At 56.1% G+C, this 23,848-nt stretch carries 23 protein-coding genes and 2 pseudogenes; 18 read left to right on the top strand and 7 right to left on the bottom strand.

Annotated features, from left to right (window positions below):
* The 5 genes and pseudogenes from HMPREF9081_RS13580 to HMPREF9081_RS02220 form a co-directional block, all read left to right on the top strand.
* Positions 1-451, top strand: a pseudogene (locus HMPREF9081_RS13580) (transposase); the annotation flags it as partial.
* 307 nt (positions 452-758) lie between these two features.
* A complete protein-coding gene (locus HMPREF9081_RS02235; RefSeq protein WP_040394297.1) occupies positions 759-2,207 on the top strand; it encodes a hypothetical protein in 1,449 nt (482 codons plus the stop codon).
* Between the two features lie 383 nt (positions 2,208-2,590).
* Positions 2,591-2,896: a nucleotidyltransferase family protein gene (locus tag HMPREF9081_RS02230; RefSeq protein WP_006305307.1), complete on the top strand. Its 306-nt coding sequence runs from the start codon at positions 2,591-2,593 to the stop codon at positions 2,894-2,896.
* A gap of 106 nt (positions 2,897-3,002) precedes the next feature.
* On the top strand, positions 3,003-4,880 hold the full coding sequence (locus tag HMPREF9081_RS02225; protein WP_040394294.1) for a Dam family site-specific DNA-(adenine-N6)-methyltransferase: 1,878 nt from the start codon (positions 3,003-3,005) through the stop codon (positions 4,878-4,880).
* Positions 4,867-6,660 (top strand): AlwI family type II restriction endonuclease, encoded by a 1,794-nt coding sequence (locus HMPREF9081_RS02220; protein WP_245529841.1) that lies wholly within the window; start codon positions 4,867-4,869, stop codon positions 6,658-6,660. The genes HMPREF9081_RS02225 and HMPREF9081_RS02220 overlap by 14 nt, the downstream gene beginning before the upstream one ends.
* 78 nt (positions 6,661-6,738) lie before the next feature.
* Here the strand turns inward: HMPREF9081_RS02220 and HMPREF9081_RS02215 are convergent, their stop codons facing one another.
* On the bottom strand, positions 6,739-7,905 hold the full coding sequence (locus tag HMPREF9081_RS02215) for an MFS transporter (RefSeq protein WP_006305304.1): 1,167 nt from the start codon (positions 7,903-7,905) through the stop codon (positions 6,739-6,741).
* A gap of 95 nt (positions 7,906-8,000) precedes the next feature.
* Complete coding sequence (locus HMPREF9081_RS02210; protein WP_040394291.1) at positions 8,001-8,615, bottom strand: TNT domain-containing protein; 615 nt, start codon at positions 8,613-8,615, stop codon at positions 8,001-8,003.
* A 540-nt stretch (positions 8,616-9,155) separates the two neighbouring features.
* Here HMPREF9081_RS02210 and HMPREF9081_RS02205 point away from each other — a divergent pair.
* The 11 genes from HMPREF9081_RS02205 to hxlB all read left to right on the top strand — a co-directional run bounded on the left by HMPREF9081_RS02205 (position 9,156) and on the right by hxlB (position 19,037).
* Entirely contained in the window at positions 9,156-9,419 is a 264-nt protein-coding gene (locus tag HMPREF9081_RS02205; RefSeq protein WP_040394288.1) for a type II toxin-antitoxin system RelB/DinJ family antitoxin, read from the top strand.
* A 1-nt stretch (position 9,420) separates the two neighbouring features.
* Complete coding sequence (locus HMPREF9081_RS02200) at positions 9,421-9,699, top strand: type II toxin-antitoxin system YafQ family toxin (RefSeq protein WP_006305301.1); 279 nt, start codon at positions 9,421-9,423, stop codon at positions 9,697-9,699.
* A 16-nt stretch (positions 9,700-9,715) separates the two neighbouring features.
* Complete coding sequence (locus HMPREF9081_RS12720) at positions 9,716-10,531, top strand: hypothetical protein (RefSeq protein ID WP_006305300.1); 816 nt, start codon at positions 9,716-9,718, stop codon at positions 10,529-10,531.
* A gap of 53 nt (positions 10,532-10,584) precedes the next feature.
* Positions 10,585-11,589: a LacI family DNA-binding transcriptional regulator gene (locus HMPREF9081_RS02190; protein WP_006305299.1), complete on the top strand. Its 1,005-nt coding sequence runs from the start codon at positions 10,585-10,587 to the stop codon at positions 11,587-11,589.
* A 526-nt stretch (positions 11,590-12,115) separates the two neighbouring features.
* Positions 12,116-13,471 carry a hypothetical protein gene (locus HMPREF9081_RS02185; RefSeq protein ID WP_006305297.1) on the top strand — a complete coding sequence of 452 codons (1,356 nt, stop codon included), beginning with the start codon at positions 12,116-12,118 and terminating at the stop codon, positions 13,469-13,471.
* Between the two features lie 19 nt (positions 13,472-13,490).
* Positions 13,491-15,632, top strand: coding sequence for a hydantoinase/oxoprolinase family protein (locus HMPREF9081_RS02180; protein WP_040394285.1), 2,142 nt, complete (start codon positions 13,491-13,493; stop codon positions 15,630-15,632).
* Positions 15,633-15,662: 30 nt separating this feature from the next.
* Positions 15,663-16,433, top strand: coding sequence for a hypothetical protein (locus HMPREF9081_RS02175; RefSeq protein ID WP_154647276.1), 771 nt, complete (start codon positions 15,663-15,665; stop codon positions 16,431-16,433).
* Positions 16,427-16,888, top strand: a complete 462-nt coding sequence (locus HMPREF9081_RS02170) for a NanQ anomerase/TabA/YiaL family protein (RefSeq protein WP_006305294.1) — start codon at positions 16,427-16,429, stop codon at positions 16,886-16,888. Before HMPREF9081_RS02175 ends, HMPREF9081_RS02170 begins: the two co-directional genes overlap by 7 nt.
* A gap of 12 nt (positions 16,889-16,900) precedes the next feature.
* The gene (locus HMPREF9081_RS02165; RefSeq protein ID WP_006305293.1) at positions 16,901-17,851 is read left to right on the top strand and encodes a sugar kinase; all 951 of its coding nucleotides are present in this window, start codon (positions 16,901-16,903) and stop codon (positions 17,849-17,851) included.
* A complete protein-coding gene (locus HMPREF9081_RS02160) occupies positions 17,848-18,483 on the top strand; it encodes an orotidine 5'-phosphate decarboxylase / HUMPS family protein (protein ID WP_006305292.1) in 636 nt (211 codons plus the stop codon). The genes HMPREF9081_RS02165 and HMPREF9081_RS02160 overlap by 4 nt, the downstream gene beginning before the upstream one ends.
* Before the next feature lie 11 nt (positions 18,484-18,494).
* Positions 18,495-19,037: a 6-phospho-3-hexuloisomerase gene (gene hxlB / locus HMPREF9081_RS02155; RefSeq protein WP_006305291.1), complete on the top strand. Its 543-nt coding sequence runs from the start codon at positions 18,495-18,497 to the stop codon at positions 19,035-19,037.
* 161 nt (positions 19,038-19,198) lie between these two features.
* On the opposite strand, the gene HMPREF9081_RS02150 is transcribed toward hxlB, so the two are convergent.
* Together HMPREF9081_RS02150 and HMPREF9081_RS02145 are read right to left on the bottom strand one after the other, a co-directional pair.
* Positions 19,199-20,074 carry a hypothetical protein gene (locus tag HMPREF9081_RS02150; protein WP_006305289.1) on the bottom strand — a complete coding sequence of 292 codons (876 nt, stop codon included), beginning with the start codon at positions 20,072-20,074 and terminating at the stop codon, positions 19,199-19,201.
* On the bottom strand, positions 20,074-20,460 hold the full coding sequence (locus HMPREF9081_RS02145) for a hypothetical protein (RefSeq protein WP_006305287.1): 387 nt from the start codon (positions 20,458-20,460) through the stop codon (positions 20,074-20,076). The genes HMPREF9081_RS02150 and HMPREF9081_RS02145 overlap by 1 nt, the downstream gene beginning before the upstream one ends.
* A gap of 158 nt (positions 20,461-20,618) precedes the next feature.
* Between HMPREF9081_RS02145 and HMPREF9081_RS02140 the strand changes: the two genes are divergently transcribed.
* Both HMPREF9081_RS02140 and HMPREF9081_RS02135 read left to right on the top strand, forming a co-directional pair.
* Entirely contained in the window at positions 20,619-20,981 is a 363-nt protein-coding gene (locus HMPREF9081_RS02140; protein ID WP_006305285.1) for a type II toxin-antitoxin system HicB family antitoxin, read from the top strand.
* Positions 20,978-22,114, top strand: coding sequence for a HipA domain-containing protein (locus HMPREF9081_RS02135; protein WP_006305283.1), 1,137 nt, complete (start codon positions 20,978-20,980; stop codon positions 22,112-22,114). Before HMPREF9081_RS02140 ends, HMPREF9081_RS02135 begins: the two co-directional genes overlap by 4 nt.
* Positions 22,115-22,679: 565 nt before the next feature.
* Here HMPREF9081_RS02135 and HMPREF9081_RS02130 read toward each other — a convergent pair.
* From HMPREF9081_RS02130 to HMPREF9081_RS14315, 3 genes and pseudogenes are all read right to left on the bottom strand, one after another.
* Positions 22,680-22,946, bottom strand: a pseudogene (locus HMPREF9081_RS02130) (sugar transporter); the annotation flags it as partial.
* A gap of 109 nt (positions 22,947-23,055) precedes the next feature.
* The gene (locus HMPREF9081_RS02125) at positions 23,056-23,517 is read right to left on the bottom strand and encodes a TNT domain-containing protein (RefSeq protein ID WP_006305278.1); all 462 of its coding nucleotides are present in this window, start codon (positions 23,515-23,517) and stop codon (positions 23,056-23,058) included.
* Positions 23,486-23,671: a hypothetical protein gene (locus tag HMPREF9081_RS14315; protein WP_006305277.1), complete on the bottom strand. Its 186-nt coding sequence runs from the start codon at positions 23,669-23,671 to the stop codon at positions 23,486-23,488. Before HMPREF9081_RS14315 ends, HMPREF9081_RS02125 begins: the two co-directional genes overlap by 32 nt.
* Positions 23,672-23,848 lie beyond the last annotated feature (177 nt).

Below are 23,848 nucleotides of genomic sequence, written 5' to 3'. Positions count from 1 at the left end.
CATCAACGAGGCATCGGAGCATGAAATCCTCACACGATGCGCTTCTCTGAAGGCGTACAGCGCCTTTGTCGCGCAGGTGCGTGCTGCGGTTCGGGAAGGGGCTGCGCTTGCCGCCGCCGTACCCGCAGCGATCCGCTATTGTATTGCACACAATTACTTGCCGGAATACTTCACAGAAAAGCAGGAAAAGGAGGTCTTTGACATGGTGAATTTCGAGTGGGACGAAGAACTGGCACGTCAGGTGCGTGCCGAGGAAGCGTGGGAGGATGGCATGGAGCGTGGAATGCAGCAGGGAATGCAGCAGGGAATGCAGCAGGGAATGCAGCAAGCCCTTGCCTCCTCCATTCGTAATCTGATGAAGAGCATGAATCTCTCCGTGGAAAAGGCGATGGAGGCGTTGCAGATTCCAGCGGCAGAGCGTGCAAAGTATGCGGCGCTTGTCCGAGGGTGAAACAAAGGTCTTTTCTACGTCAGCAACCGTTGGAGTGAGGTCAACTACGAGCCGACCATCGAGAACCTCAAGGCGCTCGACTTCCCTCTATGCAAAGACACTGACGGAATAACAGAACACAATGAAAAGAGCCCGCCCCTGCTCTCTTTTTGCACAAGAGAGCAAGGGCGGGCTTTTGAAATGAATGCGGAATTTTTGCAATAAAACCATTGTACCTTAAAATACATTTATGATATAATTCTAATTGAGTCTGAATCATTTATAATCATTAGAGTCGTGTATGTTGGATCTGTTAGGAGGAAATGTTATGTTTTCGTGTACGTTACGCAGGGGAACATTGGCGCTTTTGGGCGTCATCCTCGTGAGCCTGCTTGGCGGGTGCTTTCAGATGAAGATGGGGGCAGAGTTCCGCGCGGATGGGACGATTGCAGTCTCCCAGGAGTGGACGGCGACGAATGAGTTCGCCATGGATAAGATCCGCGAGCAGCGTGCCGAGGCGCAGAAGGAGGGCGCGCAAATTCAGGATCGCAGCAACGGCTTCGTCGCGACGCAGACGTATGAGAACGTGGAGCAGCTCGTCGGCGGTGGAGCCAAGGCGTGGCAGCCGACGCAGGGGCATCATGGTGTATGGCATCGCGCAGGATTCCTCTATGATACGTACGATCTCGATCTCTTCTTTGCCGGTGATGCGAAGAGCAACCCCGTGAATCAGGAGACGGACGAGTTCTCGCGCAGCATGATGCAGTCCGTGCTGGACTCGGTGAAAATGGACTTTGCGATCATTGTTCCGGAGGCATTCGAGCGCACGAACGGCATTGTTTCCGGGACGACGGCGACGTGGGATCTGAAGCCCTCGCTCTCCGGGCAGGATGTCGTGATCCAAGCGGTGTTCCGTGTGCCGCACCCGCAGCATGTCCAGATCGCAACCGCTGCGGCGGTGGGGATTGTGATCCTCGGCATTGTCGTTGCGGTGATCGGATTCGTCCGAAAGAATGCACACAGTGTTGCCCTGAGCGCTGTCGGCATCGCTCTCCTGCTGGTCGGCGTTGGCATCGGCGGGTGGACGTGGTATCGCATGGGCAATACGCCCGTGCTGACGGCAGTGGATTCCGTCATGGGAGCAGCACCTGCCGCGCAAACGCAGGCTCCGGCAGACAACGCCAAGAGCACGCAGCCGCAGCCTGCGGAAAAGAGCGCAGCACCGCAGGCGCAAACGAAGGATTTCAGCACCTACGAAAAGACACTCCAAGAGAAGGGAATCACCACGAATGTGATCGGCGCATCCGGCCGCGATGAGGACGGCTTCCTCGTCATGGCAAAGGAGCAGGGGCGCTACACGATGTACGTCTACGCAGCGGCAGAGGGCGCAGCGGTGCAGGTGCATTTCCCGATGGCGGCCGATGTCGCGAAAAAGGGATCGTATTGGAATCCCGTGAATTTCCCGAGTCGGAGCGGGGACCCGTATCTCTTTACCATCACCATTCCGCATGACAATCGATCCAGCAGCGATGCGGACCTCGGCACGTGGAACGGCGATGCACACACGTTTACCATCTATGCGCAGTACAAGTATGAGGGCGGCAAGGTGGTGCCGGGGATGCTGACCTCGGCGAGCGGCGAGAACCCGTCGCACTATCAGGCATATCTGAAGGAGCAGCGGAACGTCAACATCGCAAACGCCGTGCTCACACATTTGGAGTCGCTGAACCGCGACCTCAGGGAGCGCAATGTCGATGTGCCTGCCAAGGGGCAGTAATCGGAACGCATGACAAAGAGCCCGTCTCTGCAAACGCAGGGGCGGGCTCTTTTGATTGGAGATATGGTATAATAGATGGGTATCCATGAGAATATCATTTTTTGCAAAGTATTCCGCATGGCGGCACATCCTGTTGAGGAATAGGTCGTCAAATGGTCTATGAAGAGTGCGTGAGTATGATATAATGAGGCGCGGATGTAGAGCATTGATGAAATCACAAGACGTAACGTGATCGAATGTATTTTCATTCGATCGCTTTGCTGAATTTATCAGGGCTTCCTTAACCAGCTCTTTGCGGCGTACAGTCCCGCGATGGTGCGGCGGGTGCTGTAGTGTGCACAAGCCTCGGGAAGCGTTATGAATCATTATGAACAGGAGGAGTCATGATGCAAGCGTCTGTATTTACCATGGAACAGATTGCCGCGGCGGTGAAACCGCTTGCTGATAAATACCGTGTGAAGGAAATTTATTTGTTTGGTTCATATGCGCGAGGGGAAGCGGACGAGAACAGCGATTTGGATTTTCTTGTTTTTGGTGGAGAAATGTTTCGGCGAACGATGATTTTTGCCTTGGTGGAGGATCTGCGCGAGGTGCTCAAGAAAAACGTGGATGTTTTTGAAATCACTGAGGTCAACCCGGATAGTAATTTCTATCAAACGATTATGAAAGAAAAGGTTTTGGTGGCATGAGGTATTCGGATCGGCAAAGGGGTCAAAAGATCTATGACTTAGTTGAAATATGCTATAATAGCTCCAAGGAGGGCGAAGCGACGCGTATATGACAGTATCAGCAAATATGGACAGGACAGAAGCATACAAGGCGAAGCCCATCCTAAAGTGGGCGGGCGGGAAGACGCAGCTGCTCGGGGAGTTGTGCGCGAAGGTGCCGCCGCGCTACGGCAAATACATTGAGCCATTTTTTGGCGGCGGGGCGCTCTTTTTTGCGTTGGCGCCGGAGCGGGCCGTTCTTGCGGACAGCAATCCCGAGCTCATCAATATGTACCGTGCAGTTGCGGCAGATGCAGAGCAGGTCATCGCGCATCTGGAGCAGTACGAGAATACGAGTGAACACTTCTATGAGGTGCGTGCGCTCGATTGGGAGCAACTATCGCCTGTGGAGGCGGCGGCACGGACGATCTTCCTCAACAAGACGTGCTTTAACGGGCTCTATCGCGTCAATCAAAAGGGGCAGTTCAATGTCCCCTTTGGACGATATAAAAATCCAAAAATCTGTGATCGTGCGGCGATTCTTGCGGCGACGCGCGTTCTTTCGCGTGCGGAGATCATCTGCGGCGATTATCTGGATGTGTTGGAGACGCATGCGGCGGCGGGGGATCTGATCTTTCTGGATCCGCCGTATCTGCCGATCTCGGCGTATGCAGATTTCAAGCGCTATACGAAGGAGCGGTTCTACGAGGAGGATCATGTACGCCTCGCAGAGATGGTCGCGCGTCTCCATGAACGCGGATGCTATGTGATCCTCACGAACTCGAATCATCCGCTCGTGCACGAACTCTATGCGCGGTATCCGATCGAGATCATTCAGACGAAGCGGCACATTTCCTCCAATGGGAAGAGCCGCAGGGGCGAGGATGTGATTGTGACGGCGGCACCTGTGGCACGGCCGCGCATTGCCCGCGTGGAGGTTCCTCTCTCAGCGCGGGTCGCACAGTACCCGCCGACACGCTTCATGGGGTCGAAGCAGAAACTTCTCCATGAGGTTTGGGCGGTCGCATCACAGTTTGGTGCAGAGACGATCACGGATCTCTTTTCCGGCTCGGGCATTGTCAGCTATATGTTCAAGGCACAGGGCAAGACGGTCCTGAGCAATGATTATATGGCGATGTCAGCGACGTTCTCAAAGGCGATGGTGGAAAATAATACGGTTACACTTTCGTCATGCACGGCGGAGGAGCTGCTTCTCGCACAGAAGGAATCGGATCACTTTGTTGCACGGACATTTCAGGGCCTTTATTACACCGATGAGGAAAACGATCTGATTGACACCCTGCGCACGAATATCGCACATCTGCGAAATCCATACGAACGCGCGATAGCAATGACCGCACTCATTCGTGCGTGCATCAAAAAACGCCCGCGCGGCATATTTACATATACGGGACATCGTTATGACGATGGCAGGAAGGACTTGCAAAAGACGCTCGAAGAACAGTTCCTTGAGGCGGTGGAGCTCGTGAATGCGGCGGTATTTGACAATGGTCGGGCAAGCCGTGCACGTTGGGGCGATGCGATGACGGTGCGGATACCGTCGGATCTCGTCTATATGGATCCGCCCTACTATTCGCCGCTCTCGGACAATGAATATGTGCGCCGCTATCATTTCGTGGAGGGGCTTGCGCGCAACTGGGAGGGCGTGGAGATTCAGGAGCATACGCTGACCAAGAAGTTCAAATCCTATCCGACACCTTTCTCGACGCGCCTCGGAGCGGCAGAGGCATTTGACCGCCTCTTTCGAAAGTTTGCGAAGAGTGTTCTCGTGGTGTCCTACTCCTCGAACAGTCTCCCGACACAGGAGGAAATGCTTGCCCTGATGGCAAAGTACAAGGAGCACGTCGAGGTGATCCCCGTGGACTACAAGTATTCGTTCGGGAATCAGGCGACGGCAAAGACGCATCGGAATGCGGTGCAGGAGTATCTTTTTGTCGGGTATTGAGGGGGCGGCGATGGAGCGGAGCATCGATATTTGGCTGGTTGGCAACACGGGGCTGCGCAGCCCGAATCGCATTCAGGAGGGCTTTCGCATCTATGCAGAGTCTCCGTTCGTGGGGAATTTTCGCGGGCGTAACAATGAGATTGGCTTCATGAACCTCCTGAACGAGCGCGGGATCATCCGTAACGAGGCGGGCAAGGATGCGTCCGGCAGTCATGCACGCAAGTGGCGGCTGATGTTTGCGAAAAATGGGCTGATCTATCCGCAGTTAAAAAAGGCGGATGGGGCGCAGGAATCACTTGGTACTCTTGATGCGATTACGCCGTTTGGGCGCACGTTCCTCATGGCGGACACTTATCCGGCGATGCAGGAGTGCTTTCTTCGAGCGATGCGTGTGGCGCAGTTTCCGCTGCCCGAAGGTGGCTATTTCGCGCCGCTGTGCTGGGTACTTGCGATTATGCTGGAACTCGAGCGGCGCACGGGCTCGTCCGAGATCAGCCGCATTGAGTTTGCGCTGTGGGTACAGACGACGAACCCGGCGTATGATTTTTCCGAGGTCGTGGCTCGTATTCTGGATCTCAGAGAACGTCGCACACATGCCGTTTCGAAGAAGAAGTTTGACCGCATGGAGATTGCACGTCGCGCGGAGCACTACAGCAAGAAGGTGGATAATTTTCTCGACTATGCGGATATGAATATGCGCTATCTCAGGATTACAGGAATTCTGCAGCGTAGGGGTCGAGGACTCATGCTTCTGCCAACGAAGCGCCTCGTGGCAGAGCGGCTTGCATCGACGACAGCATCTGCGGAATCTCTGATGCGTGCCTATGAGGTGCTGTGTACCGGCGCACCGCTGCCGACAGACGATGTTCCCGTTGCGAAAAAACTCTTGGACGAACTGCAAAAAACGCTGAAGGAGCGGCACATTGCGTTTGAGGTGCCTGCACCGCCTCTTGAAACGGCGATGCAGATCAATATGGCTCGGCAGAGACTTGAGCAGCTCTTGGCGCAGACGGATGAGATGCAGTATGCGCGTCGCCAATGCTACGAGTGGCGCGAAATCTCGGACTATATGACACTCATCCTGCGCGGCGGCGGTAAGAAGACCTATGATGAGGACTACGAGATCGAGGTGCCGCGTGATGAGCTGCCGGTGTATCTTGAGTGGATTCTGTGGCGTGCGATTCTTGCCGTCAATCATCTGACTACGATGCCGTATGAGGTGCGCGGGTTCAAGATGGACGCGGACTTCATGCCGGTCAGTACCGCAGGCGGCGGGAAGGGCGATCTCTACAGCGAGTTCGACGATTTTGCGATCCTCACGGAGGTCACGATGTCCTCATCCTCGCGGCAGGAGGCAATGGAGGGGGAGCCGGTGCGCCGCCATGTTTCCGATGCGGTTCTTCGATGGGTCCCAAAACCGGTCTATGGGCTGTTCATCGCAGTGAAGATCGATACGAATACTGCTGAGACGTTTCGCCATGGGATATGGTATACGAAAGAGGATGAGCAGCAGGAGCTGCAGATTGTCCCGCTGACACTTGCGCAGTATCAGATGTATTTTGAGGCAATGTTTACATCCGGTGAGGCAACGCCGACGCGTGTACGTGAGCTTCTTTTGTGCTGCGCGGAAAATCGTGCGACGATGGATGCGCCCGCGTGGAAGAGGCATATTGAGCACGTCGTGCAGAGACATGCGCAGAAACTTCGGGGGGCCTATGTTTATGAAGCGGAGCCGATGCCGACGGCGGCAGATCCATTTTCTTCGTATGGAAAAGAATGAGGGATCTGTCTTATAAATAATAACGGGGGCGACGGAACGAAATCCTTTTTCGTTCCGTCGCCCCGTTATCTTCCTCGTCTATCTCCCTCGTACTGCCGGCAAATAGACTGCGCGGCAGAGGAGGGCAGCGACGGCGGCAATCAGTGCGCCGATGTAGCCGATGTGGGCGAGGTGACCGTCCCCCGTCGCGAGCCCGCCGAGGTACGTTCCGCTGCCGATGCCGAGGTTGAAGATGCCCGAGTAGATCGCCGTCGCGACGGTCGATGCGTCGCGCGGGACGATGGCGAGCACCTCCGCCTGGAACATCGTGTTGTAGAGCGTTGCGAGTATCCCGAGCAGCATCGTGAGCACGATCATCGTGCCGACGGAGATGGATGCCGCCTGCCAGAGGAAGAGCATGGCCGCGACTCCCACGAGACACCAGCGCAGCAGGAAAAAGCGGCGCTTTCCATACATTTTGGAGAAAACGAGGCTCGCGAGGATGCCGCTGACCCCGAGCAGCATGAGCGCCACCGTAATCAGACTGGGCGAGAACTCCGCGACACTGTGCAGGAACGGCTCGATGTAGCTGTACATCGTGAAGTACGCTGTCGCAAAGAGTGCCGTCATGATGTAAATGCACGCAAGTGCAGGCTGTCGGACGAGCGACGGCAGTTCGCCGATGGTGAACCCCTCTCCCGGTGCCCGTTTCGGCAGGAGAACCCCGAGATAGACGAACGCAATCACGGCGACCACGGCGAGCAGCAGGAACGTCATACGCCACCCCGCCGCGAGGCCGATCACACGTCCGAGCGGAAGTCCGACAATCGTCGCGACGGAGCTGCCCGTCACGATCATGCCGAGTGCCATCGGGCGATGCTCGCGCGTCACGAGACGCGTCGCAAGCGGTGCGGCAATCGACCAGAAAATCGAGTGTGCGCAGGCGACGATGATGCGTGCGCCGAGCAGCACATCATAGCTCGTCGCGAGTCCCGAAACGAGCTGTCCGAGCCCAAAGAGCGCGACCATCATGAGCAGGAGCCGTTTCAGCTCCATGCGGCAGGTCAGCAGCATGAGCGGCAGCGAGAGCAGAGCAACCACCCACGCATAGATCGTGATCATCTGCCCCGTCGCCGCCTCCGTCATGGAGAACGACTTCGAGATATCGATGAGCAGCGCAATCGGTATGAACTCGGATGTGTTAAAGATAAATGCGGCAATCGTGATGCCGAGCAGCGCCATATATTGACGCATTGGAATTCTCATAGAAAAACCTCCCCGTCTGTGCAGATATTTATCTGCATTATAGAAACAGGGAGGGGAGAATGCAAGAAAAAAGTTTGCTCTACGACGTGCGCGGATTATGCGGCTTCCTTCTCCTCGGCCAAGTCCACCTCACGCAGCATGGACGCCTCCATCAGATTCACGATGCGGTCGGGCAGCTTGTACTGGATGCCGCCGCCTGTGCGTCCGAACCACGGAGCGATCTTCCCTTTCTGCACACCGTCGATGGGACGCTCAACGCAGTAGACGTGGAAGTCGCCCTCACTCGTCGTGCTCGGCAGTGCCCGCTGCTCGAACGTCATGCCGTCGGGCGAGACGTAGCGACCCGTTGGTTTGCCATAGCGCGTCAGCAGATCGCCCGCAGGGAGCGTGACCGTCACAATCACACCGACTGCGCCGTCGTTGCTCGGGTAGATCGGGCGGCCGTCGTCGGCATAAAAACGTGCCTCACCCTTCTTGCCCGGGGTATAGGCGACACCTTGTTCGGCGGCGAGACCCGCGATAAACTCATCCGTCGGCGGGGCATAGTTGTAGTACATCTGCCAGTAGTGCGGCTCTGTCTGTACCTCCTGCGCCGCAGCGGCGGTCGTGCCAATGGAGAGCGGTGCATCCTGTGCGTTCGGCGCACCGAGCAGTGCACTCAGCGCGAAGAGTGCGGCGGCAATGATGCGGATGGGGGAGAGGATCTTCATAGAACTTGCTCCTTTCTGGATATTCGAATAATTCAGCACCTCTATCATATATTGAAATGCGAAAAAAGACAATGGTAAATGTGTTCATAGCAAATTTCTTATGCTGGGGAAGCACTGATAAATTCAGCCGCGCCATCTTAGCGTATCTTTTTTGCCCGAACTGTGCCCTGGAATCCTCCATATAGCCTTTGCTATGCGTCCGGTTTGTCTCCTTGTTCGGACGAGAAAATCTACGCCAATCGGACGGACTTCATTTTATCAGCGATTCCCTAGAAAACGGACGCGGCTCTTCGTCACACTGTTATTCAAACAGTTCCTCTCGTGGGGGAATATGGTATAATAAAGGAAGCACTGATAAATTCAGCCGCGTCATCTTAGCGCATCTTTTTTGTCCGCTTTTCGTTAGCAAATCCTCCACATAGCTTTGGCTATGCGTCCGGTTTGCTGCCTCAATCGGACGAAAAAATCTGCGCCAATCTGACGGACTTCATTTTATCAGTGATTCCTAGAATAAATTGGACAAATATGGAGGTGCAGATCATGACACGATTTGAAGTAATGATTGATGATCATGTGAAACAGGAGGCGGATGATCTTTTTGCCAGCCTTGGACTTGATACTGCAACGGCGATTCAGATTTTCCTGCGGGCATCCATTGCGCGTGCGGGGATTCCTTTTCCGGTGCAGCATTACGAAATCTCCGAAGACTTGATGGAGGCTGTGCGTGACAGCCGCACGGGGCAGAATCTGCACGGACCTTTCGCCTCTGCAGAGGATGCGGTTGCATCTATGTTGGAGGAGTGACGTGTATCAGATTGTCTATACGAATCGCATGAAGCGTGATGTGCGGCGTGCGAAAAAACGGGGCAAAGATATGAGGAAGCTCATTGCGGTATTGGCACTCCTGCAAAGTGGACAGTCGTTGCCGGACAAACACCACGATCATGCTCTGGGAGGGAATCTGCGAGATTTTCGTGAGTGTCACATTGAGCCGGATTGGCTCCTCATGTATCAGATTTTTGAGGATCGGCTGATTCTATCTGCTACGGCGACAGGGACACATGCCGATCTCTTTGGGGAGTAGGGGGGATAGAGGAAATATGAACAAACAAGAAGTTTGGAAACTACGATTTGGCATCAGGCTGCTTGAGCGGTTATTGGCGGTTCCTAAAGGAAAGCTGATAACATGTATTTTAGAAAATAGAGTATCGATTCAACAGGTATTTTTTGACAATAGCAATAAGATCAATGTCCCTTTTGAGATGATTCTATCTACTAAAATAGATAATTTTGAGACGGCATTGAATGTCATGCGTTTAATTGCATTTGAGCATGGATTTGAGTATAGAGAAGAAGACGGGCTACGTACTTGGTTGACGTATATTTTAGAAGAATTAAAAAATGATTTGAGTGAGAGAGAATATAATATTTTCTATTCTTGGCAAAGCGACTTATCCAATTCAACAAATCGTAATTTTATTGAGAATGCACTCAAAAAAGCGATTGATGACTCTGTAGAAGAATTGAATTTACCAATTAGCTTTGATAAAGATACACAGGAACGCTCTGGTTCCCCTGAGATTGCGCGTGTGATTTTTGAAAAAATAGATCGGTCTTTGATATTTGTGGCAGACGTTTCCTTTATCAATACAGAGGGGGCAAAGAAGTTGCCGAATCCCAATGTTTTAGTAGAAACGGGATATGCTCTGAGTTCTCTGGGGGACGAACATGTTATTCTTATTTTTAATGATGTGACGGGACAGAAGGAAGATCTTCCTTTTGATTTGAAAAGTAAGAGAATCACAACATATTCGTGTTCTAACGATTGTCCGGCAAAATCGAAACAGGAAGAGAAGAAAAAACTCGTTACGGCAATTAAAGAAAGCATCCGGATTATCTGTGATCATAGATTTTGATATGATCGTGAACCTTTTGGATTTTTTGTGAAATAGGCGCATGGGAGCTTGCTATGACAATTTACGATATTGCGCGGGAAACGGGCGTGTCGATCGCGACGGTCTCGCGCGCGATCAACAACAAGGGCTACGTCAGTCAGGCGACGCGTGACAAGATCGAGGCGGTCCTCGCGCGCAGCAACTATCAGCCGAGTGCGATCGCGCGCGGGCTCGCGACGGGTTCGATGAAGACGGTTGCGATCCTTGTGGTGGATGTGCGTGTGCCACACTATGCCATGACGACGTATATCATGGAGGGGCTGCTCTCGCGCGCGGGCTACTCCGTGCTCGTGTGCAATACGGATACGGACATCGGAAAGACGACGGGCTATCTGCGCATGCTTGGTGAGCGCGGCGTGGACGGCATCATCCTCGTCGGCTCGATCTATCGTGATCTGTGCACGGAGGATGCGCTGCAGGCGGTGCGAAAAACCCCGATTGTCTTGGCGAACGGTGTGCTCGATCGGGAGAATGCGCATACGGTATTCGTCGATGAGGGCTATGGCATCGAGCTGGCGGTCCGGCATATGATTGCAACGGGGCACCGTTATCTGGCGTATGTCGCGGATCGTGAGACAGGCGCATCCGAGCGCAAGCAAAAGGGGTTCTGCAAGGCGTTGCGCGCGGTGGGGGAGAAAAACCCACGGCGGCATATCTTTCACACCGCGTACGGCATGGACGGCGGCAGCGCTGTTGCAGCACGCATCTGTGACGCGCTCTATGATGAGGCGAACGGTATCCCCTATGACGGGGTCGTATGTGGTGAGGATCTGACGGCGGTCGGCGTGCTCTATGCGCTGCTTGCACGCGGCCTGCGCGTGCCGGAGGAGATCGCGGTGTCGGGCTGCAACAACTCGGAGTACGCCTACGTCTGCAATCCACGGCTCACGACGATCAACAACAAGGGCGAGGAGCTGAGCCGCCTCACGGTCGAGGTGCTGATCGAGCTGCTGACGGAGGGAAAGGTGCGTAAGGAGCGAAAGATCAAACCCGAGCTCATTGTGCAGGATACGGCGTGAGCGGGGAAGGGGGCGCCTCTTCCGCCATGCGGGCTACGCATCTAAAACCTGTCTTACGCAGCGTGACGGAAGGCGCGTTCTCGCGCAAGAGAATCGATGGACTGCGATACGAAGCGAAGAGTTTCGTATCGCAGTCCATTTTTTAGGGACTACGTCAAGTGTTACGGACTGCGTGCTCCACGCAAACGCCTCGTTCGCAAGCGTTCGTGCGCTTGTACGCTTAAATACCGTCGAACTTCTTAAACGCGCTGCGCTTGAACGAAAGAAGTCCGACGGGGCGTACCGCGCACTTTACCCGCTTGCTCCACTAGGGTTTGCTTTGGAGCACCGTAGTCTGCATTCTTCCGTAACATTTATCATAGAACCGTTTTTTATGTTCCAACATCGCAAAAAGAATTGACATTTTGCGAAGAGTTGCTATAATGACGATGTGAAAGCGCTTACATATCATAAACAGAAAGGAGATATGAAGATAGTTCATCATAAATAGAGTAAATGTTGTAGGCTTTTTTTGAGGAGGATTGACATGGAGTATGTAGTCGGTATCTTGCTGTTGGTGTCCTTCTTCGGGCTGGTTGTGTACGCCGTACGCGGCGGCAATCTGATGCTCGGCATTTTCACGATGGCAATCATTTGGACGGTTCTGCCGATGGTTGGCAACATGGTGGTGACGGATCCCTCCTTCATCGAGATGGGCGGGAAGATCGTTCAGACCTCGTGGGGGGACGCGCTGAAAAAGGTGTTCCAGTCGGGGCCTGAGGGCTGGGGCTCGGTGCTGGTCAACGTCTGCTTCGGCGCGTGGTTCGGTCGCGTGCTGATGCGCACGGGCATCGCCTCGAGCCTCATTCGCACGACGACGGAGCTCGGCGGCGACAAGCCATGGCTGACGTGCATCCTGATCTGCATTGTGACGACGGCGATCTTCTCGTCGGTGTTCGGCGCGGGTGCAGTCATCGCGATCGGCGTTATCGTGCTGCCGATTTTCCTCTCCCTCGGCATCAATAAGATTGTCGCGACGGTTGCCTTTATGATGAGTGTCGGCGCGGGTATGTTCCTGAATCCCGTGCTCTACGGGCAGTTCGCGGCGTTCTTCCTCGATGGCAGCGGCAAGACGATGTATCCCTATGAGATGCAGGTGAGCTGGGGCATCTACGGCATGCTGATCCAGATGGCGGTCATCATCGTGCTCGTGATTCTCTCAACGCGTCAGAAAAAGGTGCACAGCTGGGCGGCGACGCTGCCGCAGAGCCAGCGCGCAAAGGATCGCGTCTCCGGCTATGCGCTGCTCACGCCGATTCTCCCCGTCGTGCTCCTGATCGTGTTCAAGGTTCCGATCATCCTCGGCTTTGTCTGCGGCAGCTTCTATGCGATGCTGACGTGCGGCAAGCTGAAGTCGTGGGCGCAGACGGCGCGCACGATCAACAAGGACTTTTTCGACGGTGTCTGCGACACGGCGCCGCTCGTCGGATTCCTGCTCTTCCTGCCGATGTTCAACAAGGCGGCGGAGCTCTGCGTGCCGTACTTCCGCGCGCTGCTCGGCGGCGTCATCCCGAACGATACGCTCGTCCTCTCGCTCGCCTTTGCCGTGCTCGCACCGATGGGGCTCTTCCGCGGGCCGTTCACGCTGTTCGGCTGCGGCGCGGCGACGCTCGGCATTCTGAACTCGCTGAATCTGCCGGTCAGCTATCTGGCGCCGCTCATCATCATCCCGAGCATTGTCATGAATGTTTCCTGCTGCATCACGCAGTCATGGATCGTGTGGGGCGTCAGCTATACAAAAGTTTCGACGCGCGAGTATCTCATGATCAGCGCGACGGCGGGCTGGATCATCACCGCGATTCTTGAGATCATGATCTACGTCATGTTCGGGCATGCTGCCTGAGTGGAATAGGAGGGGCATTATGTCGATAGAAATCAAACGTCAGGTACGCATGGGCATCGACGTGGGCGGCACGCATACGAAGGCGGTCGCGATCGACAACGCGACGCAGAAGATCATCGGCAAGGCGTCGGTCAAGACGACGCACGATGACGAGTACGGCGTCGCGGCGGGCGTTGTGCAGGCGTTTCAAAAATGTATGGAGCAGCACGGGATCGCGCCGGAGGAGGTCATCTTCGTCGCGCACTCGACGACGCAGGCGACGAATGCGCTCGTGGAGGGCGACGTGGCAAAGGTCGGGATCATCGGCACCTCGGAGGGCGGCATTCAGGGGCTCCTCGCGAAGATCCAGATGAAGCTCGGCAACATTGACCTCGGCAACGGGCGCAAGATCGAGATTGTCAACCGTTACATCCCCGAGGGGAAATTTTCGCATGACAGCGTGGAGCAGGCAGCGAAGGAACTGCGGGCAGAGGGCGCGGAGGTCTTCGTCGCAACGCAGGCGTTCGGCGTGGACGATATGGCGGAGGAGCAGAACATCGCCTCGGTGACGAAGGACGAGATGGGCGTCGAGACGACGATGGCATCGGAGATCACGAAGCTCTACGGTCTGACGCGACGCACGCGCACGGCGGCGATCAACGCCTCGATCCTGCCGAAGATGCTGAACACGGCGAACCAGACGGAGTACTCGGTACGCACGGCGGGCGTCACGGTGCCGCTGATGATCATGCGCGGCGACGGCGGTGTCATGGAGATCACGGAGATGAAAAAGCGCCCCGTGCTCACGATGCTCTCGGGACCTGCCGCCTCGGTCATGGGCTCGCTCGTCTACCTGCGCGCGTCGAACGGCGTGTACTTCGAGGTCGGCGGCACGACGGTCAACATCGGCGTCATCAAGGACGGCCGTCCCGCAATCGACTACTCTATCGTGGGCGGGCACCGCACGTACATCACATCGCTCGATGTGCGTGTCATGGGCGTTGCAGGCGGTAGCATGATCCGCGTGAGCGAGAAGGGCGTCAAGGATGTCGGCCCGCGCAGCGCACATATCGCGGGGCTCGAGTACGCCGTCTTTACGCCCGAGGAGGAGATCGTCGATCCGAAGCTTGAGCTGTTCTCCCCGCGTCCCGGTGATCCGAGCGACTATGTGTGCATCCGCCTCGCCAGCGGCAAGCGCATCACGATCACGAATACCTGCGCGGCGAACGTGCTCGGGCTGATTGACCCGCAGTACTTCTCGTACGGCAATGCGGCGGCGGCGCGCAAGGCGATGCAGCCCGTTGCGGACTACATGGGCACGACGGTCGAGGATGTGGCGCGTCAGATCCTCACGCGCGCGTATGAGAAGATCAGCCCCGTGATCTTTGAGCTCGCGGACAAATACAAGCTCGAACGCGACATGATCCACCTCGTCGGTGTCGGCGGCGGTGCGGCGGCGCTGATCGGGTTCTGCGCGGAGAAGATGGGCGTGCACTACAGCATCCCGGAGAACGCGGAGGTCATCTCCTCGATCGGCGTTGCGCTTGCGATGGTGCGTGATGTGGTCGAGCGCACAGTGCCGAACCCGACGGCAGATGACATCCGCGCGATCAAGCAGGAGGCGATCGACAAGGCGGTCGAGAGCGGTGCCGCGCCCGATACGGTCGAGGTGCACATCGAGATCGACGCGCAGACATCGAAGCTGACTGCGATCGCGAGCGGCTCGACGGAAGTCAAGGCACAGGATCTGATGGCGGAGTGCTCCGAGGAGGAGGCACACGCGATTGCCGCCGAGGACATGAAGACGACCGTTGACGCGATTGAGGTCACGGCGCACAGCCCGAACTTCCGCATCTTCCAACCGAAGGACACGGGCGGCGCACGCGCCGTGCGCATCGTGGACAAGAAGGGCTTTATCAAGGTGCAGCGCGCGGATGCAAAGGCTGCCGCCACGCGCGTGACGGGCTATCGCGGCGTCGTCACGCAGATGTGGGAGGAGCTCGCCGTGTATAAGGCGGACGCCATTCTGCGCCCGGACTACTACATCTGTGCGGGCGCGCGCGTGATGGACTTCTCGGGCAGCACGGAGCTCGACCGCGTCCTGATGCTCATGGATGTGGAGATGCAGGCGATGGATGCGTCGATGGAGATTCTGGTGGTCGGCGCACGCACGATGATGTAAGACGGAGCGTACAGATGGGAGGAGATGGGCGTGGACTGGGCAAAACTCTTTCGGCGGTCAAAACCTGCGTCGTATGAGCCGTATGCGGAGCAGCAGGTCTATCCCATCGGGGCGATGATGCGGCACATGGCGCAGATCGTGCCCGTGGACTATGGGTGGTACGCGTTCTCGCGGGAACTGCTGCGGGATAAGTTCACGGACGATGAAAAACGCGTCCTGATGGAGTGGGCGTACCGCTGCGGTGCGGAGGAGGCAGACCTTCTCCGTGCGGCGTGCGAGGCAGAGGATACCGCGCTGACGCCCGTACGCGCAGCGCAGCATCTCGGTGTGGAAATCCGCTCTGAGGACGCATCGCCCGGCGGCGGACAGATACTCTTTGCGACCCTTACGGAGCCGGATCTCATCACCGTCTATCGGGATGCGGTGCGGCGCGGCGAGGCTCTTCTTACGGACACGGATGTGGCAGCGTCGCTCCCGCGCCTTGACATCACGCGCATCCTCCTGTGGCACGAGCTGTTTCACGTGGTGGAGATGCAGAAGAAGGCGACGATCTTTACACAGACCGAGAAGATCGCGCTTTGGCGCGGTCCGATCCCGAACCGCTCCACGATCCGCTGTCTGGGCGAGATCGCGGCGATGCAGTTCGCTGCGGCGATGGAGGGGCTGACGTATTCGCCCTACTGTCTGGACGTGCTGCTCGTGTACGGTTACGACATGCGCGCGGCGAGTGCGCTGTTTGATGAGATCAGAGAGGTTCTCTCCCATGCGGAGGGGATGACGGAGGAGGATGCCATATGTTGACGGAGAATATCAAGATCGAGGGCAAGTGGGACTATCGCGCTGTGAGATTTCGCCGCGCAATTGCGTTTCTGAAGGAAACGGATTTTTTGAACGAACAGCCGGGCAGCGTGCTGCAGATCGGGGACGGCATGCGCGCGGAGGTGCAGGAGTATGAGACCATGCCCGCAGATACCTGCCGGTTTGAGTCGCATCGGAAATACTTTGACATTCAGTACGTGGCAAGCGGCGAGGAGTGCATGGGCTATATCCGGCAGTCCGAGCTGACCCCGGCGGAGCCGTACGATGCGGAGCGCGACCTCGCGTTCTATGAGGAGCCGCAGACCGCAGGACGCGTGCATCTGCGCGCGGGGGACTTTGCCGTCGTATCGCCCGACGATGGGCACAAACCGCGCTGCATCGGCGATGCGCCGTGCCTCGTGCGCAAGATCGTGGTGAAGGTTCCCGTCGAGGACTGAGAGGAGACAGCGATGTCAGACGTTATCTTATTCGGAGAACCGATGGTCATGTTCGTGGCGGAGACCGAGGGACCGCTCGATGAGGTGGAGAACTTTACGAAGCTGCTCGCGGGTGCGGATGTCAACGTTGCCATCGGGCTCAAGCGTCTCGGGCACAGTGTGACCTATGCCACGCGCCTCGGGCGGGACCCGTTCGGAACCTATATCGAGAAGAAGCTGCGGAAGGAGCAGATTCACACACAGATCACATACGACGCGGAGCACTTTACGGGCTATCAGCTGAAAAACAAGGTGTCAGAGGGCGATCCCGAGGTCTTTTATTTCCGACGGAACAGCGCTGCCTCGCATCTGAGCGAGGCGGACGTGGAGGCGATTCCGCTGGACGGTGTGCGCGTGCTGCACATGACGGGCATCCCCGCCGCGCTCTCGGGGAGCTGCCGCAATGCCTCCTACCGACTGATCGAGCGCGCACGGGAGCGGGGCATCTGCGTGACCTTTGACCCGAACCTGCGCCCGACGCTCTGGGAGAGCAGACATGCGATGATCCGCACGGTGAATCACCTCGCATCGATGGCAGACATCGTCCTGCCGGGCACGGCGGAGGGCGAGATCCTGATGGGGAGCAGTGACCCCGCTGAGATCGCCGCGTTCTATCGCGGGCGCGGTGCACGCATGGTCTTTGTCAAGGAGGGACCGAAGGGCGCCTATGCCGATACGCCCGAGGGATGCACGCACATCGCGGGGATTCCGGCGGAGCAGGTCGTCGATACCGTCGGCGCGGGCGACGGTTTTGCCGTCGGCATCATCAGCGGGTGGCTTGAGCATCTGCCCGTCGCGCAGATGGTCGAGCGCGCGAATGCAATCGGCTCGATTCAGGTCACGGTCAAGAGCGACAACGAGGGGCTGCCGACGCGTGAGGAGCTCGCGGCATACATCGCAAAGCGGGGAGGTGGCGCACAATGAAGCTGCAAGTAGCCATTGACCGCGTCGATGTCCCCGCCGCGATGGAGATGATTCGTCAGGTGGAGGCGTACGCGGACATCGTGGAGATCGGCACCTCCCTCATCAAGGACTTTGGACTTGAGAATAGCGTTGGGGCGCTTACGCGCACCTTTCCCGCACAGGACTTCCTCGCGGATATCAAGACCTGCGATGAGGGCGCGTACGAATTCCGAAAAACGTACGAAGCGGGCGCGGCAGTCGCGACCGTGATGGGCTTCTCCTCGTCTGCGACGATCCGCGCGTGTGCAGAGGTCGCCGACGCGTTCGGCAGGGACTACCTGATCGACCTCCTCGCATGCGATGCGGCGCGCGTGCGGCAGATCGCCGCAGAATTCCCGCGTGCGATTTTCTGCATCCACCTGCCCTCGGACTGCGTGGGCGAGGGGCTCGGCGCACTCATCGAGGAGATGGCGGGACAGCTGCGCGCCGCTGCCAAAACGCCGCGCATCGCGGCAGCGGGCGGCGTGCAGCTTGCGAGCGTGCCGCTCCTCAGGCGTTGTGGCATCGAGATCGGCATCGTCGGGAGTGCCGTTACGAAGGCGGCGGATCCTGCGGCGGAAGCGCGCGCATTTCATAAGGCGATGAGAGAATAGGGAGGAGAACTATGCTGGAGATACTAAAGCAGATCGAGGAGGAAATTCATGGCGTCCTCGCAAAGGTGAAGGAGGATGACATCGAGCGTTTCATGGCGGAGATTGCGCCGAATCGGCGCATCTTTGTCGACGGAGAGGGGCGCTCCGGCTTCAGTGCAAAGGGGTTTGCCATGCGACTGATGCACCTCAAATATACCGTGTATTTCGTGGGTGAGACGATTACCCCTGCCGTGGAGGCGGGTGACGTGTTTATCGCTGTCTCCGGCTCGGGCACAAGCAAGAACGTCGTGAGCGACGCCGAGAAGGCAAAGGCAAAGGGCGCGCGCGTGCTCGCTGTCACGAGCAAGCCGGCGTCGCCGCTCGGGCAGTGTGCCGACGTTGTGCTTGAGATTCCGGGCACTGTCAAGGGGGACGCGGGCGGCGAACGCAAATCCATCCAGCTCCTCAGCTCGCTGTTCGACCAGAGCCTCCACATCGTTCTCGATGCCGTCTGCCTCGCGCTCTCGCGCCGCGATCACATCGCGAACGAGCAGGCGACCGCGACGCATTGGTGAAGGGGCACCACAGCCCCAAGCCTGCCCCGCCGCAGCGGGGAAGGGGGACCGCGCAAGCGGTGGAAGGGGCGCTTGTAGCGATACCACTGACATAATCAAGGGCTGTTGCACGAAGTTTTCTAGCTTCATGCAACAGCCCTACTTGTCGAGCGCTTTACTCCTCAGCGCGTAGCCCCCGTGCCCTTGTTTTTTGCCTCCTCCCGCGCACTGCGCAGACAGCTGTCAAAGTAGCGCGCGAGATTCTTCTCCATGACGGCGACATCCGTTTCATTCGATGAGGAGCCGGGGTTATCGGCGAGCGTCGCCGCCCAGTCGTTCGGCCCCTTCAGTGTGAAGAAGGCGACAAAGGTGGCGCGCGTCAGCTCCGTTTCGTTCGGCGGCAGATCGTAGAACGTAATCTTGCGCCCATACAGTGCAGAAAGCACGACACCGTCCCCGTTTGGACGGTACAGCGTGTGGAGCTTCTTGCAGATCGCCGCCAGATCTGCGCCGCGCGCGCCGTCCGTGACGAAGATAAAGTCGCCCTCATCAAAGAGCGAGACCTCCCGATCAAGGTGTTTGCGTTTGACGCCCGAATGAATCAGTGCCTCCGCCTCCTCCGCCGTTGCCGTGCGGAACCCGTACTCTGCCGTCACCCGTGCAATATCCGCATTCAGATGCGCGGCATACCCCGTCGCATACTGAAAGAACGCATTCGTGTCCCGCTCCGCACCGGGGCGCGGGAGCGTCGGGCGGCGGACGACCGCATTGCACGAGAAGGTAAAATCATTTGCCGTGTCGCGCAGGACATAGATGCGCCGCTCGAACGGCTTTTCTTTTTCAACCTGCGTTTCCGTGCAGATGAGATGCGGATTGCAGACGGCAAATTTCTCCTCCACCATCGCGATCACATCGTCCGCCGTATACGGATCGCTGCTTTCTGTGGCGAGTGTGGATGAGCAGCCCGTGAGGAGGACGACAGAGAGGAGGAGCGCACAGAACGCCCCCAATAGGTGTATGTCGTTACATCCTGTGCATTCCGATAGTTTCGAGGACATTACCACCGTAACCTCACTCTCTTTCCGACTTCACGCTCGATGATCTTTTTGAACTCCTCGATCTCCCGCACATCCGTATCCTTGATCGTAATTTCGGAGCGAATATCTTTTTTTCCCGCCTTATAGCGATAGGACATCATGTTCTGACTCCCATATAGAACATATTTTTCACAGACGGCGATTTTCATGTGGGAGTCGATGCGGACGAACTTTGCGTTGGGGAGTGCGCCGCGCATCTTGTTGATCTTTTCCAGATGCTCGAACTCGTTCTTCAGCGTCAGACAGGTTGCGCCATACGCCTCGATAGACTTGTCCATGCGCTCTTTTGCATCCGTTCTATCCCGCTTGATCCGCTCGTATGTCTCCTTGTCTTCGATGTGAAACAAATAAAATCTCCTCCTATGAGGATATTATAGCATATGCTTCTATCCTACCGCGAAACGACTGCATAAAATTCCTATCATTTTTCATTCAAAACAAGCAACTACATATAGTTGCTTGTTTCATAGAGATTTTGTAAAATAAAAAAGGATGGAGGTGGACGATGAAGAATATTCTACGGTATAAGGAATATGTCGGCTCCGTAGAAATTTCGGAGACAGATGGTCTTCTCTTTGGCAGGGTTCTCGGCATACAGGAAAAAGTCACCTATCAGGCAGTCAGAGCCGATGAATTGGTCAAAAATTTTCATCAGGCGGTTGATGTGTACCTTGAACAATGCAAAAAAAATGGAATTTCTCCGGAAATTCCGTACAAGGGCAGCTTCAACGTTCGTATTTCTCCTGCATTGCATCGAGCGCTTGCGATTCATGCGGTACAAACCGGCTTGAATCTCAACCGATTGGTTGAGCATATCCTCACGACCTATGAGCCGCTCTATACACAGGAAAAGGACGTGTTATCATGAAGATTACGCTCATGAACAAGAATACGCCCCTCATGTCGCTGGATATTGACATCAAGACCAGCTACGTCAAAGAGATTCTCGAAATTCACAATGCAGAGCCGATGCCGATTGCAATCTATAGCGATGATTGGACAATGCTCGGTGAGAATTTCACACAGTGGTGGAATGGCCGCAGCATTCCCGTCTCACGTCGGCAGCTGCGCGAGCGGCTGCAGGATCTGCAGGTCTCGGCGATGGCAGAGATCATCAATAAATCGTTCGGCCTCAGCCTCTCTGACCAATATTGGATCAAGCCGCTTGGTGCAGACATAGCATGGAAGGACATCAATTTCTTTACGAATGCCTTCTCCATGGACATGGGAGAATTTCTAATTGACAATCGCATCAATGGGGATTTGGATATGAACTCGCCGGACAACACATCCGATGGTCTCATCCAGAAAAAATGGATCATTGAGGATGGTGTTCGGTATCTGATGAAGACCGGAACACCGCCGTTCGTCCAAGAGCCGTTCAACGAGGTCATTGGCTCGCGCATCCTTTCCTGTATGTCCATCCCCTATGTAGAGTACACGCTTGCAGAGGACGATCATCGATATTACAGCAAGTGCAAAAACTTCATCGACGAGGATCATGAGTATGTATCTGCCTACTATATCTGCAAATCTATGTGCTTTGAGGAAGGGACGGCAAAGGAGGAACAGCTGAAACGTGCGATGGAGCATTATCAGATTCATGACGGTGAGAAGTTCGTTCAGCAAATGCTCTGCCTTGATTTTCTCATCATGAATGTAGATCGGCATTGGGGCAACTTCGGGTTCATCCGTAATGTCAACACCTTGGAGATTGAGCACCCTGCGCCGATCTTCGATAATGGCAACAGCCTTTGGTATGACATGGCGCATATCCCAGAGCATTTCGATAAGGCAAAGACCTTCCGGAATAAACACAGGACGCAGATCAAACTTGTCCGCGACTTCTCCGGCATCGACTTTGCAATGCTGCGCTATGTTCCCGCACAGGCAAAAGAAATTCTAACGGAAAACAAGAATCTTCCGAGTGACCGATCGGAGAAAATCGCGATCGGCATACTCGAGCGTATTCGTATGCTTGAGAAGATCAGAGGTCGGTAGAGCGTATCCTTGATACGATAAGGAGAGTGATTCACATGGGTATCTTTTCCAGTTTGAAACAATGGAATGATGAGTGCAATGAGCGTGGGAAGGTCATTGAACAGCAAGAGGCCGAAAAACGCCGACAGAAAAAGAAATCCGTGATTATATTGAAAAAGGAGACTCTGGTACAGTCGATTTTTCCAATCTAAGGAACCACTGATAAAATGAAGTCCGTCAGATTGGCGTAGATTTTTTCGTCCGATTGAGGAGGCAAACCGGACACAGAGAGGTGCTCTGTGGAGGATCGAGGGCGAAAAGCGGGCAAAAAAGATGCGCCAAAATGATGGTGCTGGATTTATCATTGCTCCCCTCGAAAAAACCCCGTCGCGTTCGGTATGTTTCGAATGCGGCGGGGTTTTTCGTGTATGAGTTATCTCCCCTGCACGTCTTTCACGTAGACGTAGCGGCAGAGCAGGGCAGCGACGGCGGCAATCGCCGCGCCGATGTAGCCGATGTGGGCGAGGTTGAAGATGCCCGAGTAGATCGCCGTCGCGACGGTCGATGCGTCGCGCGGGACGATGGCGAGCTGTCCGAGCCCAAAGAGCGCGACCATCATGAGCAGGAGCCGTTTCAGCTCCATGCGGCAGGTCAGCAGCATGAGCGGCAGCGAGAGCAGAGCAACCACCCACGCATAGATCGTGATCATCTGCCCCGTCGCCGCCTCCGTCATGGAGAACGACTCCGAGATATCGATGAGCAGTGCGATCGGTATGAACTCGGATGTGTTAAAGATAAATGCGGCAATCGTGATGCCGAGCAGCGCCATATATTGACGCATTGGAATTCTCATAGAAAAACCTCCCCGTCTGTGCAGATATTTATCTGCATTATAGAAACAGGGAGGGGGGAAATGCAAGAAAAAAGTGTAATCGAAAGGTTCGCTCTACGACCTGCGTGGATTATGCAGCCTCGTTCTCCTCGGCCAAGTCCACCTCACGCAGCATGGACGCCTCCATCAGATTCACGATGCGGTCGGGGAGCTTGTACTGGATGCCGCCGCCTGTGCGTCCGAACCACGGAGCGATCTTCCCTTTCTGCACACCATCGATGGGACGCTCAACGCAGTAGACGTGGAAGTCGCCCTCACTCGTCGTGCTCGGCAGTGCCCGCTGCTCGAACGTCATGCCGTCGGGCGAGACATAGCGACCCGTCGGCTTCCCGTAGCGTGTCAGCAGATCGCCCGCAGGGAGCGTGACCGTCACAATCACACCGACTGCGCCGTCGTTGCTCGGGTAGATCGGGCGGCCGTCGTCGGCATAAAAACGTGCCTCACCCTTCTTGCCCGGGGTATAGGCGACACCTTGTTCGGCGGCGAGACCCGCGATAAACTCATCCGTCGGCGGGGCATAGTTGTAGTACATCTTCGAGTAGGGGGGGCTGTTCCTGCGTGCGCATGTCTGCGGCGGCAGCAGTTTGCCCGAGGGCGGGCGCGGCATCTATGCCGATCTGCGGCGAGATAAGTACGGTGAGGATGAAGAGTGCGGCGCTGACAGCGTGCAGGATATTGCGGCGCATCTACCCTCCTGCGTCACGCGCTGTCATGGGGAGGAGGCGGTCGATGAGTTTCATGAAAATGCTCCTTTCTGGAAATTCGTACAATTTAATACCTTCATCATATAGTAGAATACGAAAAAAGGCAAGATAAGACTGCATGATGAAATAATAAGCCGCTGCATTCTTGGGCGAATCGGG

Origin of the sequence: Centipeda periodontii DSM 2778 (assembly GCF_000213975.1) — a bacterium.
Taxonomy (GTDB): domain Bacteria; phylum Bacillota; class Negativicutes; order Selenomonadales; family Selenomonadaceae; genus Centipeda; species Centipeda periodontii.
Note: the sequence above shows the minus strand (reverse complement) of the source record. Positions and strands in the feature narration are given on the sequence as shown.

What these genes read in the sequence shown, in the direction of transcription:
- HMPREF9081_RS02215 (WP_006305304.1), bottom strand. Translation starts at nt 7,905, where the DNA reads ATGAGAATTCCAATGCGTCAATATATGGCGCTGCTCGGCATCACGATT.
- HMPREF9081_RS02185 (WP_006305297.1), top strand. Translation starts at nt 12,116, where the DNA reads ATGGAGTATGTAGTCGGTATCTTGCTGTTGGTGTCCTTCTTCGGGCTG.
- HMPREF9081_RS02230 (WP_006305307.1), top strand. Translation starts at nt 2,591, where the DNA reads ATGATGCAAGCGTCTGTATTTACCATGGAACAGATTGCCGCGGCGGTG.
- hxlB (WP_006305291.1), top strand. Translation starts at nt 18,495, where the DNA reads ATGCTGGAGATACTAAAGCAGATCGAGGAGGAAATTCATGGCGTCCTC.
- HMPREF9081_RS02170 (WP_006305294.1), top strand. Translation starts at nt 16,427, where the DNA reads ATGTTGACGGAGAATATCAAGATCGAGGGCAAGTGGGACTATCGCGCT.
- HMPREF9081_RS02140 (WP_006305285.1), top strand. Translation starts at nt 20,619, where the DNA reads ATGAAGAATATTCTACGGTATAAGGAATATGTCGGCTCCGTAGAAATT.
- HMPREF9081_RS14315 (WP_006305277.1), bottom strand. Translation starts at nt 23,671, where the DNA reads ATGCGCCGCAATATCCTGCACGCTGTCAGCGCCGCACTCTTCATCCTC.
- HMPREF9081_RS02190 (WP_006305299.1), top strand. Translation starts at nt 10,585, where the DNA reads ATGACAATTTACGATATTGCGCGGGAAACGGGCGTGTCGATCGCGACG.
- HMPREF9081_RS02225 (WP_040394294.1), top strand. Translation starts at nt 3,003, where the DNA reads ATGGACAGGACAGAAGCATACAAGGCGAAGCCCATCCTAAAGTGGGCG.
- HMPREF9081_RS12720 (WP_006305300.1), top strand. Translation starts at nt 9,716, where the DNA reads ATGAACAAACAAGAAGTTTGGAAACTACGATTTGGCATCAGGCTGCTT.
- HMPREF9081_RS02210 (WP_040394291.1), bottom strand. Translation starts at nt 8,615, where the DNA reads ATGAAGATCCTCTCCCCCATCCGCATCATTGCCGCCGCACTCTTCGCG.
- HMPREF9081_RS02180 (WP_040394285.1), top strand. Translation starts at nt 13,491, where the DNA reads ATGTCGATAGAAATCAAACGTCAGGTACGCATGGGCATCGACGTGGGC.
- HMPREF9081_RS02150 (WP_006305289.1), bottom strand. Translation starts at nt 20,074, where the DNA reads ATGTCCTCGAAACTATCGGAATGCACAGGATGTAACGACATACACCTA.
- HMPREF9081_RS02205 (WP_040394288.1), top strand. Translation starts at nt 9,156, where the DNA reads ATGACACGATTTGAAGTAATGATTGATGATCATGTGAAACAGGAGGCG.
- HMPREF9081_RS02160 (WP_006305292.1), top strand. Translation starts at nt 17,848, where the DNA reads ATGAAGCTGCAAGTAGCCATTGACCGCGTCGATGTCCCCGCCGCGATG.
- HMPREF9081_RS02125 (WP_006305278.1), bottom strand. Translation starts at nt 23,517, where the DNA reads ATGTACTACAACTATGCCCCGCCGACGGATGAGTTTATCGCGGGTCTC.
- HMPREF9081_RS02235 (WP_040394297.1), top strand. Translation starts at nt 759, where the DNA reads ATGTTTTCGTGTACGTTACGCAGGGGAACATTGGCGCTTTTGGGCGTC.
- HMPREF9081_RS02135 (WP_006305283.1), top strand. Translation starts at nt 20,978, where the DNA reads ATGAAGATTACGCTCATGAACAAGAATACGCCCCTCATGTCGCTGGAT.
- HMPREF9081_RS02165 (WP_006305293.1), top strand. Translation starts at nt 16,901, where the DNA reads ATGTCAGACGTTATCTTATTCGGAGAACCGATGGTCATGTTCGTGGCG.